This window comes from Periweissella cryptocerci (genome assembly GCF_004358325.1).
Lineage (GTDB): Bacteria > Bacillota > Bacilli > Lactobacillales > Lactobacillaceae > Periweissella > Periweissella cryptocerci.
This window is the reverse complement of sequence record NZ_CP037940.1, coordinates 119,577-136,011: the sequence shown is the minus strand read 5'-3', so window position 1 is coordinate 136,011 and position 16,435 is coordinate 119,577. Positions and strand designations below refer to the sequence as shown.

Here is a 16,435-nt window from a genome sequence, read left to right as displayed (position 1 = left end):
AGCATTGTTCTATTATATCACTCCCGTCTTTAGGCACAAGTATCGCAACATTGGGGCATGTGTGCTTATTGTTTGTTAAGATATTATTGGTACTGGTCACTTAATATTTGAAAAGCCGCGCTATGTGAGTCTAATGAATTTGAAAAGCCACGGGTGACTTCAAATATTTTGGGCTTTTTTTGCGAAGTATTGTTCATTCTACCCAGGCACGCAGTGGCCAAGTTTATTCAATCCCACGTCAGACGAAACACAGCAAAAAAAGAGGACAAGACATAATTTGTCTCATCCCCAGCAATATGTTTAAACGCTTAAGTAAATCGAGAGGTACATTAATGCCGCGCCACCAAGCACAAACAAGTGCCACCACACGTGCCCAAAGGGAATGCGTTTGATTGAATAAATTCCCGCTCCAACCGTGTACGTAATTCCGCCGGCTAACAGGAGCCAGAAGCTAGTGTGGCTAATTGAATGCCATAAAGTGGGCATCGCCATGACAATCATCCAACCCATGACAATGTAGATAATCACTGACAACCACAGCCAACGACCGACAAAGAAAATTTCATATAAGATACCGGCAACCGTCATGCCTAAAATCACGGACCAAATTACCCAACCTTGCGTGCCACCCATTGCTAACCAACAATAGGGCGTGTATGAGCCAAAGATAACCAAGAAAATGCCGGCATGATCAAAAATTTGGAAGACGTGACTGGCTTTGGTGAAGACTAGTGAGTGAAACAACGTTGACATCAACAAGAAGAAACAAACGGTCGCCCCGTAAATTGCAAAGGCCGTCATTGCAAATGAACTCCGTCCCAAGCCAGATTCGTGGACTAGTAGGATGACAAATCCTGCGACCGCCGCAATAAATCCAACCCCGTGTGTAATCGCATTCCAAACTTCGTAAACGATTTGATAGTGTTTACTTTCCCGCATATCCATAACTTTTTCCCCGTTTTCTTTGTATTGTTGAAGTTAGTATAACCTAGTTCATCTAGTCTTGTAAACTAGTTAATCTCATGAAAGGGGTGTTAAATGCTGAAATCGGCGTTAAATAGGCATTTTGCTGATAAAAAATATTGGGTTATGTAAACTATCCATGCTATAATACTGAATGGATTATGCTGACCTCGAGGACCAATCACGGTTTAGTCAGCGGATAGAAGAGGAAATTAATATGAACGAACTTCTTGGACGTGTTATTCAAGCCAAGGTCATTGATTCTAATGACAAATACTACTTTGTACAAACCAAAGGAACCACTTTTCAATTGTTGAAGAGTGAAATGGAAGCAGAAGGTAAGGAACTCCACATCGGTGGTTTAATTACTGGTTTTGCTTATGAAACTAATAACCACGATATGCAAATCACGCGTAACGTCCCTAAAGTTCAAATTGCGCACTATGCGTGGGGTGAAGTTGTGGCCCAACGGCGAGATTTAGGCGTCTTCGTTGATATTGGCTTACCTAACAAAGACATTGTCGTCTCAATTGATAGTTTGCCAACGATTCCTTCATTGTGGCCTCAAAAGGGTGACAAGTTGATGGTTAGTTTGGAAGTCGATAACAAAGGCCGTTTGTGGGCTAAGTTAGCGGATGAATCAATTTTTCGGGCCGTTACTTTGAAAGCCTCACCAGACTTGAAGAACCAAAACATCAAAGCAACTGTTTTCCGGTTGAAGATGGTTGGGACTTTTGTATTAACTGAAGATTACTACATGGGATTTGTACACCCTGACGAACGGGTCGTTGAACCACGTTTAGGTCAAGTGGTCGACGCGCGCGTTATCGGTGTGCGTCCTGATGGCTTGTTGAACTTAAGTTTAAAGCCCCGCGCATTTGAAGCGATTAGTGAAGATGCACAAATGTTGTTGTCATTACTCGAACACAGCCAAACGCACACGTTACCATTTACCGATAAGAGTGATCCAAAAGCAATTAAAGACTACTTCGGTATCTCAAAAGGCCAATTCAAGCGTGCCGTGGGTAACTTGATGAAGCAACGCAAAGCAATTGAAGAAGACGGCGTTTTAAAATTAGTCGGTGAACCTGCTAGTGCAACCGCATCAGCTGAACCAACTGAAACACCAGCCCAGGATTAATCATGAAGACGACCGAGTTAATTGCCGAGTATTTGCAATATGTCAAAGTCGAACGGGGCCTCGCCGCTAATTCAATTAAAAGTTACCAGCAAGACCTCATGAAGTTTAACGACTACTTAGTTAGTATTAAACGCACTGACTTAACCCAAGTTGATAATTTTATGATTGTTAATTTGCTGCAATATCTCGAAGAACACGGTAACTCTGAAAATACCCGGATTCACATGGTTACATCGTTACGCAAGTTCTTTCAATATTTAATGAAAATGAATTACATCACGACTAATCCGATGCAAAAGGTGAGCATGCCGAAAAAAAAGCAACACTTACCAGATGTGTTGAGTGTCGCCGATGTGGAATTGATTTTAGCAACACCGAAAACTGATACGCCACTGGGTGTGCGTAATCGGGCAATGCTTGAAGTGATGTATGCGACTGGGCTGCGGGTGTCTGAAATTGTGAACCTCAAGATTTCAGATTTACACTTTGAACTTGGTTTGCTACAAACCATTGGTAAGGGTGATAAAGAACGCATCGTACCAATTGGGGACTTAGCAATGGAGTGGGTCGCTAAGTATTACGCCAACGTGCGCCCAACTCAATTAAAGGGCACAACGAGTCCATATTTGTTTCTAAATGACCACGGCCACCAGTTAACGCGCCAAGGAATTTGGAAGATTATCAAGCAAATTGTCGCAGCGGCAGGAATCACCAAAGACGTGTCACCGCACACGTTGCGTCACTCATTTGCCACGCATATTTTGGAAAATGGGGCTGATTTACGGATTGTCCAAGAGTTATTAGGGCACTCAGATATATCAACCACACAAATCTATACGCACATCACAAACGAACGTGCCAACGCGGTCTACCGGCGTACGCACCCGCGAGCTTAACGCCAGTAGTAAATACTGAATTTTGCCTCGGTTAGTTGTACGTGGTTTCAGACGCAGTATCGTATCCGTGCCCACATACAGCAACCGAACCAATAATATTTCAAAGGGGAGTCATGTTAGTAAAATATCGAGAAGATAATAAAAAAGTTGCGATGGGCTTACTATCATTCGTACCTGGCTTACGTGACATGCATCACCTGCAAGATGAATTTGATTGGTATGCGGCCTCTGACAATCGCGAACTATTCTTATGGCGCGATGCCGATCAGCACTTTACAGCAATCGTTGGGGTTGAACATACACGCGGCGTGATGCTATTGCGACAAATCTCATTAACGCCAAGTTTACGAGATGGGCAATACATGTTCCAAGTCTTAGATGCCCTAATTGATATGTATCCGGAAGAAACGTTGATGGGCACAATTGCCGGTCAACGCATCGTCAACGCCTGGAGAAAATCACATGCCAAATGAATTACAAATTAAATTAACTGATTTTGAAGGCCCACTTGATTTGTTGCTTCACCTAATTAAGTCGGCCGAGATGGACATCTATGATATTCCCATCGTCGAAATCACTGAACAATATATGACGTTCTTGCACGAACAACAATTGTCACTCGACATCGCTGGTGAATACTTAGTGATGGCAGCTAGTCTAATGCAAATCAAATCCCGTTACTTGTTACCACAACAGCCAACATTTGATGAAACAACGGGGGATGAAGTTTATGAAGATCCCCGGCAACAACTGGTTGACCAATTGTTAGAATACCGCCAGTACCAAGATGCTGCGTCAAAACTGCATGAACGTGAAGCCGCGCGGCAACAGCAATTTTCACGCGCACCAATGAGTGTGCCCGCTGATTTGGATTTAGAAATCGTTGCCCCAGGTGTCCAACTCGATGATTTACACCACGCCTTTATGGCAATGCTGCAACGTAATCACGATAATCGGCCAATTGCGACGACTGTCCAAGCCGAAAACTTCACGATTGCGGAAAAGACAGCGTTGATTTTGCATCACTTACAAGCAAATCCCGATGGCTTTACCTTCACAAGTCTCTTTGCCAATGATCGGACTGCTGATGAAATGGTCACCACATTTTTGGCCATCCTCGAAATGACCAAACACCACAAACTCCAGTTGCAACAAACAACGGATGGTGGTGAAATTACCATTTTTGAAGGTGATCACGAAGATTTTGACATGGATGACGACGAAGCTGAAAACAACTAACTTACCTTGAACATGAGGAATGAAATTTTGACGAACTTAGCACAAATTGAGGGTTTGATATTTGTAGCGGGGGATGAAGGGATTAGCTTGGGCAATTTAGCCACGCTAACTGGTTTCGCCCGACCTGCAATTCAAGCCATGATTGAAACTTTGACTACTAAATACAACGAAGATGCCGACTGCAGTTTTGAGTTACTCACAAACGACAATATCTTTCGTTTCGCGACCAAACAAGCCCTCGGTGCGTTGATTAAGCGTTACTTTGAAACACCACTCTCAACGTCACTCTCACAAGCGTCACTCGAAGTCCTCGCAATTATTGCGTATCGCCAACCAGTGACCCGGGTTGAAATTGACGAAATCCGCGGTGTCCAATCCGGTTCAATGATTCAAAAATTGCAATTACGCAATTTGATTACCGACATCGGTCGTAAAAATGAACCGGGGCGCCCAATCATGTATGGCACATCAAACTACTTCTTAAACTACTTTGGTTTAACCAGTATTGATGAATTACCACAATTGACGGAAATGGGTGATTTGTTGGATAACGAGCAGATGACGGGTGACTTATTCTTGGCCGCATTTAACAATCGGTTGAGTAATGCGGGCTTAGAAACGACCGCCGAAAATCCATTGATGGATGGCGATGCCACGTTAGAAGCCACAACCGAATACACAGATAATGAAAATAATGAGGAATTAAATTAATGGCAGATCGTCTACAAAAAGTGATGGCCCAAGCTGGGATTGCATCACGTCGAGCATCTGAAGAAATTATTACCGCTGGCCGTGTGAAAGTTAACGGCCAAGTCATGAAAGAACTCGGCTACAAGGTTGAACCAAACGACAAAATCGAAGTCGATGGACAACCAATTGAACACTCAGAAAAGAAAGTTTACTATTTGCTCTACAAACCACGTGGGGTTGTCTCAACCGCCAAGGACGAAAAGGGTCGGAAAACCGTTGTCGACTTACTCCAAGACGTCGATGAACGCATTTACCCAGTTGGTCGGTTAGACTACGATACAACTGGTGCGATTATTTTGACAAACGACGGGGACTTCATGAACTTCATGACTCACCCTAAGTATGAAGTTGAAAAGACTTATACTGCTAAGGTTAAGGGTATCCCAACCAACGATGAGCTCGAATCATTACGTCACGGGATTATGCTTGACGGCAAGAAAACCAAGTCAGCACGCACAAAAATTTTGAACACTAAAAAAGGTGCTGACAAAGACAAGACCACAACTTTGGTTGAAATCACGATTCACGAAGGCCGTAACCACCAAGTTAAGAACATGTTCAAGGCAATTGGTCACGAAGTTGTTGGCTTGCGTCGTGAGAGTTATGGTTTCTTAACATTAGATGGTTTATCAGTCGGTGAAGCCCGCAAATTGCGTCGCGAAGAAGTCGATGCTTTCCTAGCTGGTAAAGCTAACGTGAAGCGTCAAGGACGTTTGTAATACTAAAGTGCATATAGATTAGGTGTTAGTAGATGTGAGTCTGTTAGCACTTTTTTGCTCTACTTCGTCTGATATGGGATTGAATAATATTGGTCACTACGTGTCAGTAAATTACTTGGTGCACCACGCTGGAAGCACATGTTCAAGCCAAAGTGCGGTCTTGAACAACTCGGATAAGCTGGGACTCTAAGGAATAAATTCCTAAGACTCCTCAGCTTACCCTCAGCGGCGACATGTGTTTCACACATATCACCCCAGTCGTGGTGTAAAGGCTACGCCCACCAAGTAATTTACCGCCACTTCGTTAGTTAGATATAATGCTCAAACTAGCGAAAAACAGGTACCAACTATGGGTCGCAGTAGCATGGAACAAACACTGAAAATAGAACCTTAGTAATTCGATGATTGAAAAGTACGGAAACGACAAGGCCACGCGAATAAATCGAACCGTTTTTGTTATTATGAAAGGAGGGCGTCATGCCACAATCTGCAGTAAGTTTAAAGTACTTGAAACAGGCATTAGCTGAAGTTTTGGTGCGTAAAGAACTCAACAACGTTACAGTGCAAGATATTGTGCGGCAGGCCGAAGTGGGGCGTTCTACCTTTTATCGGCATTTTCTGAATTTGGATGATTTTTACGATTGGCTGCAAGCTACCATGTTGGACGATATTCTCGGGCAATTTGCGATGGGCGAAACCGATAATACTGATTTTCTGAAATTTTATGAATATGCCACCGAAAATCGCATCTTGTTACAGTCATTTCTTAAGAATCGGCCTTGGCCGGAATTTAGTACACGTCTATATACAGTGGTGCTTAATAACTATATGCAGCTACTGGCAACGAGGCCCAATTCGATTCCAGCACGGATTCGCGCTGAATTCTTAATCGGTGGTCAAATTAGCCTTGTCCAATGGTGGCTTGGTGAAACGAATCCGCCCACACCACAACAAATGGCGAAATATCACAATGAATTAACCAGCTTATAAATCATGGCCCCGTTCACCGCCTAGAATTTGGCGATGGGGTCTTTTGAAGTGGGACACTTTTGGCGTTTGTTGTACTTCCTTGGAAGATAAATCCCGATTACAATGGATTTATCAAATAAAGGAAGTGAAACACATGCAATTTAAAACCGCGGATAATACAATTTTAAACGTTGAAAAGAATGGTCAAGGGCCAGTCTTAATTTTAGTTCCGGGTGCGAACGGTACTGGTGATATTTTCCGAGGTGTCGTTGCTATCTTAGCAGCTAAATTTACCGTGATTACTTATGACCGGCGTGGTTATGGCGCTAGCGTCTTGACTAATCCATTGCCAGCTGAAGCGGCAGATTACGATAATCGTTATCGTTTACTAACTGATGCCAATGACGTGCTTGAATTGGCCAAGGAATTTAGCCCAGATGCACCTAGTTATTTATTTGGGACGAGTTCAGGTTCAATTGTCGCGGAACAAGCATTTACTTTGGCACCTGATCAATTTGCTAGGATTGCCATTCATGAATCACCAATCATGACCGTGACTGCTGAAAACCGAGCTGATTTTGCCAACCAAGTAGCATTAGTTGATAAAGCGTTGAAGGGAAACTTTGGCTTAATTCAAAGTCTCTTCGCTGATATGCACGTAGCACCTTTGGACGCTCAAATGATGGGGATGGATCCTAATGTCGCACCAGACCCAGCTAAGTTGCAACCAATGTTGTACTGGTTGAAGTACGAAGTTTTGCAATACACGGGTCAAACAATTGACTGGCAAATTTTCGCTGACAACCGTGAAAAAGTGGTCTTGTTGAACGGAACCGACTCGATTGGTTTCTTGCCGCAAGCCATTACCCACGCAATTGGCGAAACGATTGGTGTACCAGTTCAAGCAATACCTGGCGCGCACCTTGGATATGCGCAAAAGCCAATTGAGTTTGCGACGACGTTGATTGCTGTTTTGACCAAGTAATCAGGTCGTAAGGTAACTGTAACAGCTAAAACTAGCCAGGTTACGTCGGCATTTTCACGAAAGTGTTGACATAACTCATAAGTATCATTTACAATAAGTAAGAATTAAATATGCAGTAATCTTCAGGGCAGGGTGTAAATCCCGACCGGTGGTTAAAGTCCGCGACCTCGAAATTCGTTTCGAGCTGATCTGGTGTAATTCCAGAACCGACTGTTAAAGTCAGGTATATAGAAGATTGGTTTATTTGTAATAGACAAATGACAATCTCTTTTTGTGCTGAAAAAGTTATGCCTAAGTAAAATTAGGTGGTAGCTTAAGCAAAAGGGGATTTTTTTATTACAATCGGGACGCATTTTTGCAACCCGTTTAAAGATTGCAATAAGATAGTTTGTCGTGTTATTACAAAAACACCAGACCAGAAGATGATGCCACAAAGGATGGTTTTATCATGCAAAAAGTTTCCAGCGTTTCAAGTACTCGTCGTTTAGTTGTGATTGCACTTTTATCCGCTTTATCCGCAGTTCTGATGATTTTTCCGAAAATTCCAATGTTCGGTTTCATGAGCCTTGATTTTTCGGTCGTCGTTGTTATCATCGGGATGGCAATGTTAGGTTTACCAAGCGCGTTAACAATCTTAGTTATCCGCTCAATCCTTAAGATGCTGATTAATAACAGCGGGGTAAATGATTGGATTGGTATGCCCATGAACATCGTTGCGATGGGACTTTTCATTACTGGAATTTGGTTGTTCATTCGCAAGAGTGAAGATATCAAGGTTTCACAATACATTTTGGGTTCAATTGTCGGCACGTTAGTATTAACCGTTGTGATGGCATTCTTGAACTGGGTGTATGCAATTCCTTTGTACGAAATCTTCGCGCACTTCAGTGTTGGACCTTTTTCAAAATATTTGGTCGGAATTGTATTACCATTTAACTTAATACAAGGTGTTGCTTTGTCATTAGTATCTGGACTTGTTTTATTCCCAATGCTCGGCTACATCAAACGACAAAAGCAACAGTTTTAATCTCGCTCCACAGGAAGAAGGCGCATCAAACTAATGTATGAAACAAGCAATGGAACAGAACGGAAACTCTCGGTACGTGAAATGGCGTTTTACCTAATCATTTCACTGGCGGTGAATACTTTTGGTAATGGGTTAACCGTTGCTTGCAACGCGGGTAGTGCTATGTGGACTGCCTCAGCTGCCAATATCGCAGCAGCCTCGGGTTGGAGTATCAGCGTGATTCTAATTGTCTACGGATTGGCCGTCGTCATTTTGAACACCGTACTACTTGGACATATTGAATGGCCGCGCATTATTGGTAATTTAGTGTTCATCGTGCCATTTGGCTACTTCGTTGGCCTCTGGGCTGATTTTTTCCGTCACTTTGGCGTGACCGCTTTACCATTTGGTTGGCGCTTAGTAATTGACATTGCCGGCTTAGTTCTAGTTGCTGTGGCTGTTTCAATCTATCAACGGGTTAATATCATTTTGCACCCGAATGATGATATGACCAATATCTTACGTTTCAAGTATTTGGGTGGTAGTGCAATTAAGGCGCAGCTTGCTAATTTTGCGATTCCGCTAGTTGTTATTCTGATTTTGTGGGCAGTCCGCGGGCAAGTAGTTGCGTTTAACATCGGGACTTTATTCGCATTCTTATTCCAAGGCGCCATTATTGGTTGGGGCGACAAGCACGTATTTTCTCACTTAACGCACCGCTTAGGCACCATTAAACAAAAATAACACAAAAAGAGGACTCCTGCGGGAATCCTCTTTTTTGTGTTTTCGGCTGACGTGGTATTGAGTAAAAGTGGCCACTGCGTGCCAGTAAATTACTTGGCGCACCACGCTGGAAGCAACCTCCCAAGCCAAAGTGCGTTCTTGGTAGGTTCGGACAAGCTGGGACTCTACGGGAATAAATTCCCTAGAGTCCTCATCTTATCCTCAGCGGAAATATGTGCTACACACATATTCCCCCAGTCGCGGTGTAAAGGCTGCGCCCGCCAAGCAATTTTCTGGCACTCCGTTAGTTAGGAATATTGCTCAAGATAGTAGCGAAAAACAGTTATCAACCATTGGCCGTAGTAGCATGAAAAGAAAACTGAGAACCAATAGAACTTCAGTAATTCGATACTTGAAAAGTACGGAAATGACAATCTCACGCTAGAAAAAGTAAAACCTTTAAAAACTTAATCAGCCACGTGGTTTATTATTTGTGGCGTAGATTGTATATAGCAATATCCAAATTAAGACTTCGGCTAAGACAATTGTTGGCACATAAAATTCGGCCCCAACGTGATTGTATATGCCAACAAGTGGTGAACCCACGGATGGTTTGGCAATCATCCAATAATTCATTCCCAAGTGATCATTTGCGAAGGTGACAATTGGTAAACCAATTAATACAAATAAAATTGGCATCCAAATCTCACCCAATTTCGGTTGGATTTCACCGGCTTTGACAAGCATCAACACGACTGCGATTAAGATTGCATGCGTGATAAAACTGTTGGCGCTATAAAAATTAAAGTAGGGTGCTTTTAGCCAGTCGGGGAAAATGAGCGCCATCATTGGTGAAAAAATCCCGATGGTGAACAAAACTTCCCCCGCAAAACGACTTGGTTTTAATACATAAATAAAAGCTAAAATCATCATTAGTGGACAGATTTGGATTGGTAGCCACTGATAATAGAAACCGTGCGCCAAAATTGATGAGCCTAAGACGATTACTCGATCAACCATCAAGAAACCCGTCAACCATAACAGCATTCGATGCCGCTGAGTCTGATTGCGTTGCAGATAGAGTTTAACGAGGCCAATGATCCCGAGAAATAATATTAATAACCAAATTAAGTGGCCTAATTCAAACGCATGATGTAGCGGGTGGCTATTGTAGGCTTCAAGTTGCTTAAAAAATTGCATAATATCACGCTCCTATCTTTGTTTGAGTTGTTAACACCAAAGTAAGCCGGATTTCTCCTTATTGTAGTAAGGTAGAAATCCGGCTTATTAACGTGCGAAAAAAGCTGTAACTATTGATATAACTCACTGAATTCATCACCACTATCGCTGACGAATTCAGTTTCATTATAACAAGGTTGCAAATCGCCTTTTGTCCCACGTCCTTTGGTTATTCAGTTGGTGAAGCGACCTGAATCTTATTCTGATTGGTATTGTAGAACGTATACAGCAGTACCCAAAAGATAATTTCGGCCAGCATCAGCGTTGGTACATAAAATTCGGCACCGACTTGATTATAAATTCCGACTAAGGGTGAACCAATCGAAGGTTTGGCAATCATCCAAAAGTTCATCGCTAAATGGTGATTAGCAAAGGTAACAATTGGTAGGCCAACGAAAACAAACAACATTGGCATCCAAATTTCTTGGATTTTCGGATGAATCTCGCCTGAACGCAGTAACATCATTACCACGGCGATTAAAATACCATGCGAAATGTAACTTCCAATACTATAGAAGTTAAAATATGGTGCCATGAGCCAATCTGGAAAAAGAATGGCAAGGGCAGGTGATGTTACGCCCATTGTGAATAAAACGGCCCCGGCAAAGCGATTAGGCTTCAAAGCATAGGCGAATGCCACAATCATCATTAATGGACAGATTTGCAAGGGAATCCATTGTACCCAGAAACCGTGTAGCAAGATTGATGAAATCAAAACCACTACTCGATAAGCCATCAGCCCACCGGTTAACCACAACAGCATTTTGCGGCGACCGGAATGCTGTTGCTGCATATAAAGCTTAACTAAACTAATAATACCAACAAAGATAACTAGCAGCCAAATTAAATCGCCAAGATCAAATAGATGGTGATAGCCAGGAAGTGGGTACGATTCGAGTTGACCAAAAAATTGCATAATTTAACGCACCTCATAAAAATTGATAAATAATAATGAATAAAACACAGCTTACCACATATATTGGTGGGTTTCCAAATTTTAGTATACGTTATTGACAATAATGCCATTTTTGTTGTTTAAAGCAGCGGAATTCTAAAAAAGGGCACAAAATCATAAAAATTTTTTTAACTTTTTTTCACACAATCGATATTTTTTACCAAGGTCTAAAAAACGTGAAATTCCCGTGATAAATAGTAAGTTGAATGAATTTGCCAAAATTATTGTTTTTCACTGAGTAACTATACATGTTTTATAAGCATAATCGAATTATTAATAAATGATATATTAAGCATTTTCGCTTTGTATGCAACTGCATAATTATTAAATTAAGTTAAGATAAATTAATTTTCTGCGAATTATTTTTTTCGTTATTTTTCTACAATTTTCATCTTTCACTGATATAATTATGACTGCACTGTTATGTTTATTATGATAAGCATAGGATATTTATGAACGAAGAATAAGAAAAATAGGTTTAGGGAGATCCATTTATATGAAGCGCATTTTTTATAAATATGTATTACTATTGTTAGCAACTTTCACCCTTGGTATGTTCACGCATGGGCAGATTCATGCGGCGACCGCCAATGGTGATAAATATGTCACCAACGTAACTTGGAAGAAGAAAAATGATGACAGCATGAATTCTGGTACAGCCGCTAGTAACAAGTTAACAGCGCAAGCTAATAAAAACATGTTATTAGACTATGCTTTAGATTTTAATGGGGAAACATTTGAACCCGGTAGTGTGATTACATTATCAATTCCAGCTGGCTTTTCACCAGAAGATTTCCCAGCAAATACGATCATGAATGGTCTCGATGAAAAAGGGAAGGCGTTTCCTTTCGCCGTCATCTCGATTCAAAATGGTCAACTTCAACTAGTTGTCACTAGTGACGCCGCTAACCGTGAAATGAAAACGGGTGACGTTCGCTTTAAAACGGATTTCACTGCAACGGCTAGCGCTACTGGGGGCTTCCAAACGGTTACCTTCCCCGGTAACAATGTTTTCAATTATTCCTATGTTAAAAGCACGTCCGATTCATCAACCACTGATTCACGCTGGATTACCAAAACTGGTAGTCAAGATACTGCCAATGGTGGGGCACCGTTCTTAGGTTCAATCACTTGGACAATTCGTGTAAACAATAACAAAGGCCAAGAAATTGATAATGCAGCCATTACCGATATTATTCCAAACGGCTTAACACTTGATCCAAGTTCGGTTAAAGTTAATTTGTATAATTTATCAGCCAGTGCAAGCGTCACTTCCAAGACGCCACTCGCAACAGTACCAGCAAGCGATATTATTGTCAGTCAAGATAGTGGCGCCCAAAAGTTAACTGTCCGCCTCGGTGACTTGAGCGAATTTACAGCAAATAAAACCGTGCCAGTCGCCGCTATGATTACGTATACGACCACGGTTAATGATTACTACCCAAATAAAGTTAGTACTTATACTAATACTGCTAAATTATTTGGTAACGATAACCCGTTAGATATGAGTCTTCCTGACAAACAAACCCAACCATTTATTTCTGGTCAAGGTTCAACCACATTAACGTCTAACCATGATGGTGAAATTGGTGGGAATGTCACGGCCGGAACAGTTATGGTTGCTCAACCACCATATAATGTCGCGGTGACAAAGTATGGCTTAGACGGTGACACACGAAGCTTGCTTAGTAACGCCGAGTTTACTTTGACGGATCTCGAAAACAATAATGTAATTGCCGTTGAAAAATCCGATGCTAACGGCCATATTAGTTTTGTTAACGCATTAAATCCATCAATTAGCGATACCTATAAATTGATGGAAACAGCCGCTCCAGATGGCTACGAAATCTTCAAGGGTGCTTACGTCATTTCCTTGAAACCGGCTGCCGACAATCAATGGGCCGTGAATATTGTTGATACTAATGACACGACTAGTTTACTCTCATCAACTAACTTGGCAGACCTAACAACAGATACTGCCATTACGTCAATGCAAGCTAACGCGGGTGTGATTGACTTCAGCATTTTGGATCAAGCAACGCCAAAGCCTGAGCCAATTTTGCCAGATACGCCAGTTGTACCAGAACCAGAATCACCAGTTACACCAGAAGAACCAGTCGTACCAGATGATTCAAATGTGCCAGATACAGATTCACCAGAACCAGATTCACCAGTCACACCAGACGAACCAATTGTACCTAGTTCAAACGAAACACAACCAAAGCATCATGCTTTTATGATGCCACAAACGCCTGCCGAACCTGAACGCCCGCAAGTGACGACAATCACGACTGAAAAAACACCAACACCAGCTAAACCAGTTGTCAAAGTATTACCACAGCCACTCAAAAAAGTGCAACATTTAGCAGTACCTAGCCAAGTAGTCAAACGGGCACCAGCACCGCAACCGTTGGCAACAAAGAAAATTGCTAAAACTGGCAAGGTTACTACATCAAGTAAAAATCTGCCACACACAGGAATCCAAGTGAACTTTGTCCTTGTAGTTCTGGGTGCTTTCTTAGCCATGCTTGGTGGCTTAACATGGTTTACTAGCCGGCGCCAAAATTAATCATTTAATTGCAAACTCGGTACGCAAATATGCATACTGAGTTTTTTAATATCAATTTGGAGGAAGTATGCGTAAAATACGAATTTTCGCAAGTCTATTAGTAGTCCTAGGGGTTATTTTAATTACGCTTGGATTACACCCGCAGTGGTACATTGGCCGCTTACAAACTACCTTTACCCAACAGCCAAAGCTCGCAATCAGCAATCAGGTTCCGGCCAAAGCAAAAGTGAAGTATGGCGATAATACGGAAGTTGATAGTTGGTGGCAGCTGCATCAAAACGCCAAACTGCCTGAGAAGTTGTATTTGCGGGGACACGTGGCAATCCCAGCACTGCAAATTAATTTGCCAATCTATGAAGGAACCTCGGACCGCGCCCTCGCGTTGGGTGCTGGGACAGTCGTGCCCAATGAAAGCATGGGGGAGCGTAATTTTATCATTGGGGCTCATAATATGGCCGACAATCAGACATTTTTCAGCCCGCTCCAAAAGCGTTTCAAACTTGGGATGATTGCCACGTTAACGGATCATGGGCACACGTATAAATACCGGTTGACCGCCAAAAAGATTGTCAGCCAAACCGATGTCAGTGTGCTTAACGACACGGCCGCCGCTACCATCACATTAATTACGTGTTATGAAGTACCACCGTATTACACTCATGCCACCCAACGTATTATTATTACGGGTGAATTAATTCGGTAAGTTAAAATGCCGAATGATTTGACGGGGAATTAGATAAAATTGGCCACTGCGTGCATTTAGGCAAATCAGATATCGTTGATTTTATGATGTGCTCAAACGTAGTGTCGAAGGGATATTCCGTGGCACGTGCGCATGCTTAAACAAAAGTCCAGAAATTCGAATCTCACGCTGGCATAAATAGAAACGTAAATGGCCACCATAGTCGTCGACATTCGGCATAATATGGTGGTTTTTTTGGCGACAAATCATGCGGATTGGCGGGACACAATTGTGACGCTCCATAATCCGAATAAATAATCGGCATCGTAAAGTAATTAGCGTATAATTAAAGTGAATAATAGTTTAAATTTGTGTCCACCGTTGTGAGTACGTCGGGCGGGATAAATTTAAACTATTATTCCAGCGTACACATTGCAATCATTTGCTCGCAGTTTGGCTGCCAGCGCACCTTACAGTGAAAGGTAAGAAAGATGAAGAAAATTCAGACAACAATTTTAATTATCGCAAGTTTATTTGCAGTAACTGCGTTAGCTAGCAACGCCAACGCAAGTAGCCGGTCTGCGCGCACGTACAATTCGCGCATTTATAAAGGCCAATTAGTACAATTAGATCAAGTTAAGCAGCTTAATGGCAAAAAGGTCTTTAAAATTAGTCGCAAGGGCAAGGCAGTTAAGGGTTGGATTAAAGATGCAAAATTAAAGCGGACGACAAAGTACGTGTTACCTGCTAAGTACACTAGCCAACTTTATCCTTTGTATGCGCCTGAAGGCTGTGAATCAGTGGCTTTAAAAATGGCTTTGTCTGTTAAGGGACAAAACATGCCACTTAAAAAATTTTTGCAAGCACTCCCATTAACCAATAATCCCAACACTGGATTTGCCAACGGAACCCCATTTAAGCCAGCGGGAAATAATTGTACGATTTACCCCAAGCCACTTTTGAAAGTTGCCCAAAAAAAGCAATTTAACTACACAAATGTTGCTAACATTACTGGTGCCTCAAAGGCCAAGCTAATCCGTGAAATTAAGCGCGGCAATGCAGTTGCGTTTTGGGGAAAATGGCACATGCAATCAAATGAAAAAGCCTGGCACGCATTAACTATCGTAGGTTACAAACCCGGCAAATTTTTAATTGCAGATCCATATGCCCAAAAATCATGGGGACCGTCATACCGTGAATTTTGGGTATCAACGAGCCAATTTATGAACATTTACAATTCGCGGGGTAAGAAGGCCTTGGTAGTCCGTTAAAGAGGACGATGTTGAGTAAGCTTTATTAGAAATCAAAATAGGCGGGGACAAAACGTTTTTCCCCGCTAAAATAAAAATCCTGTCATTTTACGTTTTTGCAGACGTTGATATGGCGGGATTTTTATATGGATTTCATTAAAATTTGATTTGAATTCGTTACCATTGTGATAAAATATGTTATCGAGAACATTAAGGCTCTATTCCGTCTGACGTGGTATTGAGTATAATTGGCCACTCCGTGCCGGTAAATTACTTGGCGCAGTGGCATAAAAAGAAAATTGAGAACCAATAAAACCGTTATAATTCGCTATTTGAAAAGTGGGGGAAA

At 41.9% G+C, this 16,435-nt stretch carries 16 protein-coding genes and 1 riboswitch; of the genes, 13 read left to right on the top strand and 3 right to left on the bottom strand.

Features of this window, described 5'->3' with window-relative positions; all coding sequences use genetic code 11:
• Nucleotides 1-300: 300 nt before the first annotated feature.
• Nucleotides 301-939: a PAQR family membrane homeostasis protein TrhA gene (gene trhA / locus EQG49_RS00620; RefSeq protein WP_133364499.1), complete on the bottom strand. Its 639-nt coding sequence runs from the start codon at nucleotides 937-939 to the stop codon at nucleotides 301-303.
• A gap of 241 nt (nucleotides 940-1,180) precedes the next feature.
• Between trhA and EQG49_RS00615 the strand changes: the two genes are divergently transcribed.
• From EQG49_RS00615 to EQG49_RS00570, 10 genes are all read left to right on the top strand, one after another.
• Complete coding sequence (locus tag EQG49_RS00615; protein WP_133362137.1) at nucleotides 1,181-2,104, top strand: CvfB family protein; 924 nt, start codon at nucleotides 1,181-1,183, stop codon at nucleotides 2,102-2,104.
• A 2-nt stretch (nucleotides 2,105-2,106) separates the two neighbouring features.
• Entirely contained in the window at nucleotides 2,107-3,000 is an 894-nt protein-coding gene (gene xerD, locus EQG49_RS00610) for a site-specific tyrosine recombinase XerD (protein WP_133362136.1), read from the top strand.
• 113 nt (nucleotides 3,001-3,113) lie between these two features.
• Complete coding sequence (locus tag EQG49_RS00605; RefSeq protein ID WP_133362135.1) at nucleotides 3,114-3,473, top strand: N-acetyltransferase; 360 nt, start codon at nucleotides 3,114-3,116, stop codon at nucleotides 3,471-3,473.
• On the top strand, nucleotides 3,463-4,239 hold the full coding sequence (locus tag EQG49_RS00600) for a segregation and condensation protein A (protein ID WP_133362134.1): 777 nt from the start codon (nucleotides 3,463-3,465) through the stop codon (nucleotides 4,237-4,239). The genes EQG49_RS00605 and EQG49_RS00600 overlap by 11 nt, the downstream gene beginning before the upstream one ends.
• A 27-nt stretch (nucleotides 4,240-4,266) precedes the next feature.
• Nucleotides 4,267-4,950 (top strand): SMC-Scp complex subunit ScpB, encoded by a 684-nt coding sequence (gene scpB, locus EQG49_RS00595; protein WP_133362133.1) that lies wholly within the window; start codon nucleotides 4,267-4,269, stop codon nucleotides 4,948-4,950.
• Nucleotides 4,950-5,708, top strand: a complete 759-nt coding sequence (locus EQG49_RS00590) for a pseudouridine synthase (RefSeq protein ID WP_133362132.1) — start codon at nucleotides 4,950-4,952, stop codon at nucleotides 5,706-5,708. Before scpB ends, EQG49_RS00590 begins: the two co-directional genes overlap by 1 nt.
• A 477-nt stretch (nucleotides 5,709-6,185) precedes the next feature.
• On the top strand, nucleotides 6,186-6,698 hold the full coding sequence (locus EQG49_RS00585) for a TetR/AcrR family transcriptional regulator (protein ID WP_133362131.1): 513 nt from the start codon (nucleotides 6,186-6,188) through the stop codon (nucleotides 6,696-6,698).
• A 133-nt stretch (nucleotides 6,699-6,831) separates the two neighbouring features.
• Nucleotides 6,832-7,662 (top strand): alpha/beta fold hydrolase, encoded by an 831-nt coding sequence (locus EQG49_RS00580; protein ID WP_133362130.1) that lies wholly within the window; start codon nucleotides 6,832-6,834, stop codon nucleotides 7,660-7,662.
• Between the two features lie 114 nt (nucleotides 7,663-7,776).
• Nucleotides 7,777-7,902: riboswitch (FMN riboswitch) on the top strand.
• 208 nt (nucleotides 7,903-8,110) lie between these two features.
• On the top strand, nucleotides 8,111-8,689 hold the full coding sequence (locus tag EQG49_RS00575; RefSeq protein ID WP_133362129.1) for an ECF transporter S component: 579 nt from the start codon (nucleotides 8,111-8,113) through the stop codon (nucleotides 8,687-8,689).
• Nucleotides 8,690-8,722: 33 nt separating this feature from the next.
• The gene (locus EQG49_RS00570; protein ID WP_133362128.1) at nucleotides 8,723-9,412 is read left to right on the top strand and encodes a DUF6198 family protein; all 690 of its coding nucleotides are present in this window, start codon (nucleotides 8,723-8,725) and stop codon (nucleotides 9,410-9,412) included.
• Between the two features lie 450 nt (nucleotides 9,413-9,862).
• Here the strand turns inward: EQG49_RS00570 and EQG49_RS00565 are convergent, their stop codons facing one another.
• Nucleotides 9,863-10,591 carry a YwaF family protein gene (locus tag EQG49_RS00565; protein WP_133362127.1) on the bottom strand — a complete coding sequence of 243 codons (729 nt, stop codon included), beginning with the start codon at nucleotides 10,589-10,591 and terminating at the stop codon, nucleotides 9,863-9,865.
• A 208-nt stretch (nucleotides 10,592-10,799) separates the two neighbouring features.
• Nucleotides 10,800-11,546, bottom strand: a complete 747-nt coding sequence (locus tag EQG49_RS00560) for a YwaF family protein (protein ID WP_133362126.1) — start codon at nucleotides 11,544-11,546, stop codon at nucleotides 10,800-10,802.
• 535 nt (nucleotides 11,547-12,081) lie between these two features.
• Here EQG49_RS00560 and EQG49_RS00555 point away from each other — a divergent pair.
• The 3 genes from EQG49_RS00555 to EQG49_RS00545 all read left to right on the top strand — a co-directional run bounded on the left by EQG49_RS00555 (nucleotide 12,082) and on the right by EQG49_RS00545 (nucleotide 16,107).
• A complete protein-coding gene (locus EQG49_RS00555) occupies nucleotides 12,082-14,154 on the top strand; it encodes an LPXTG cell wall anchor domain-containing protein (RefSeq protein WP_133362125.1) in 2,073 nt (690 codons plus the stop codon).
• Nucleotides 14,155-14,221: 67 nt separating this feature from the next.
• Nucleotides 14,222-14,857: a class A sortase gene (locus tag EQG49_RS00550; protein WP_133362124.1), complete on the top strand. Its 636-nt coding sequence runs from the start codon at nucleotides 14,222-14,224 to the stop codon at nucleotides 14,855-14,857.
• Between the two features lie 470 nt (nucleotides 14,858-15,327).
• Entirely contained in the window at nucleotides 15,328-16,107 is a 780-nt protein-coding gene (locus tag EQG49_RS00545; protein WP_133362123.1) for a C39 family peptidase, read from the top strand.
• Nucleotides 16,108-16,435: the final 328 nt, after the last annotated feature.

Coding starts and splice junctions, on each gene's coding strand:
- trhA (WP_133364499.1), bottom strand. CDS start 939: ATGCGGGAAAGTAAACACTATCAAATCGTTTACGAAGTTTGGAATGCG.
- EQG49_RS00615 (WP_133362137.1), top strand. CDS start 1,181: ATGAACGAACTTCTTGGACGTGTTATTCAAGCCAAGGTCATTGATTCT.
- xerD (WP_133362136.1), top strand. CDS start 2,107: ATGAAGACGACCGAGTTAATTGCCGAGTATTTGCAATATGTCAAAGTC.
- EQG49_RS00605 (WP_133362135.1), top strand. CDS start 3,114: ATGTTAGTAAAATATCGAGAAGATAATAAAAAAGTTGCGATGGGCTTA.
- EQG49_RS00600 (WP_133362134.1), top strand. CDS start 3,463: ATGCCAAATGAATTACAAATTAAATTAACTGATTTTGAAGGCCCACTT.
- EQG49_RS00590 (WP_133362132.1), top strand. CDS start 4,950: ATGGCAGATCGTCTACAAAAAGTGATGGCCCAAGCTGGGATTGCATCA.
- EQG49_RS00585 (WP_133362131.1), top strand. CDS start 6,186: ATGCCACAATCTGCAGTAAGTTTAAAGTACTTGAAACAGGCATTAGCT.
- EQG49_RS00580 (WP_133362130.1), top strand. CDS start 6,832: ATGCAATTTAAAACCGCGGATAATACAATTTTAAACGTTGAAAAGAAT.
- EQG49_RS00575 (WP_133362129.1), top strand. CDS start 8,111: ATGCAAAAAGTTTCCAGCGTTTCAAGTACTCGTCGTTTAGTTGTGATT.
- EQG49_RS00570 (WP_133362128.1), top strand. CDS start 8,723: ATGTATGAAACAAGCAATGGAACAGAACGGAAACTCTCGGTACGTGAA.
- EQG49_RS00565 (WP_133362127.1), bottom strand. CDS start 10,591: ATGCAATTTTTTAAGCAACTTGAAGCCTACAATAGCCACCCGCTACAT.
- EQG49_RS00560 (WP_133362126.1), bottom strand. CDS start 11,546: ATGCAATTTTTTGGTCAACTCGAATCGTACCCACTTCCTGGCTATCAC.
- EQG49_RS00555 (WP_133362125.1), top strand. CDS start 12,082: ATGAAGCGCATTTTTTATAAATATGTATTACTATTGTTAGCAACTTTC.
- EQG49_RS00550 (WP_133362124.1), top strand. CDS start 14,222: ATGCGTAAAATACGAATTTTCGCAAGTCTATTAGTAGTCCTAGGGGTT.
- EQG49_RS00545 (WP_133362123.1), top strand. CDS start 15,328: ATGAAGAAAATTCAGACAACAATTTTAATTATCGCAAGTTTATTTGCA.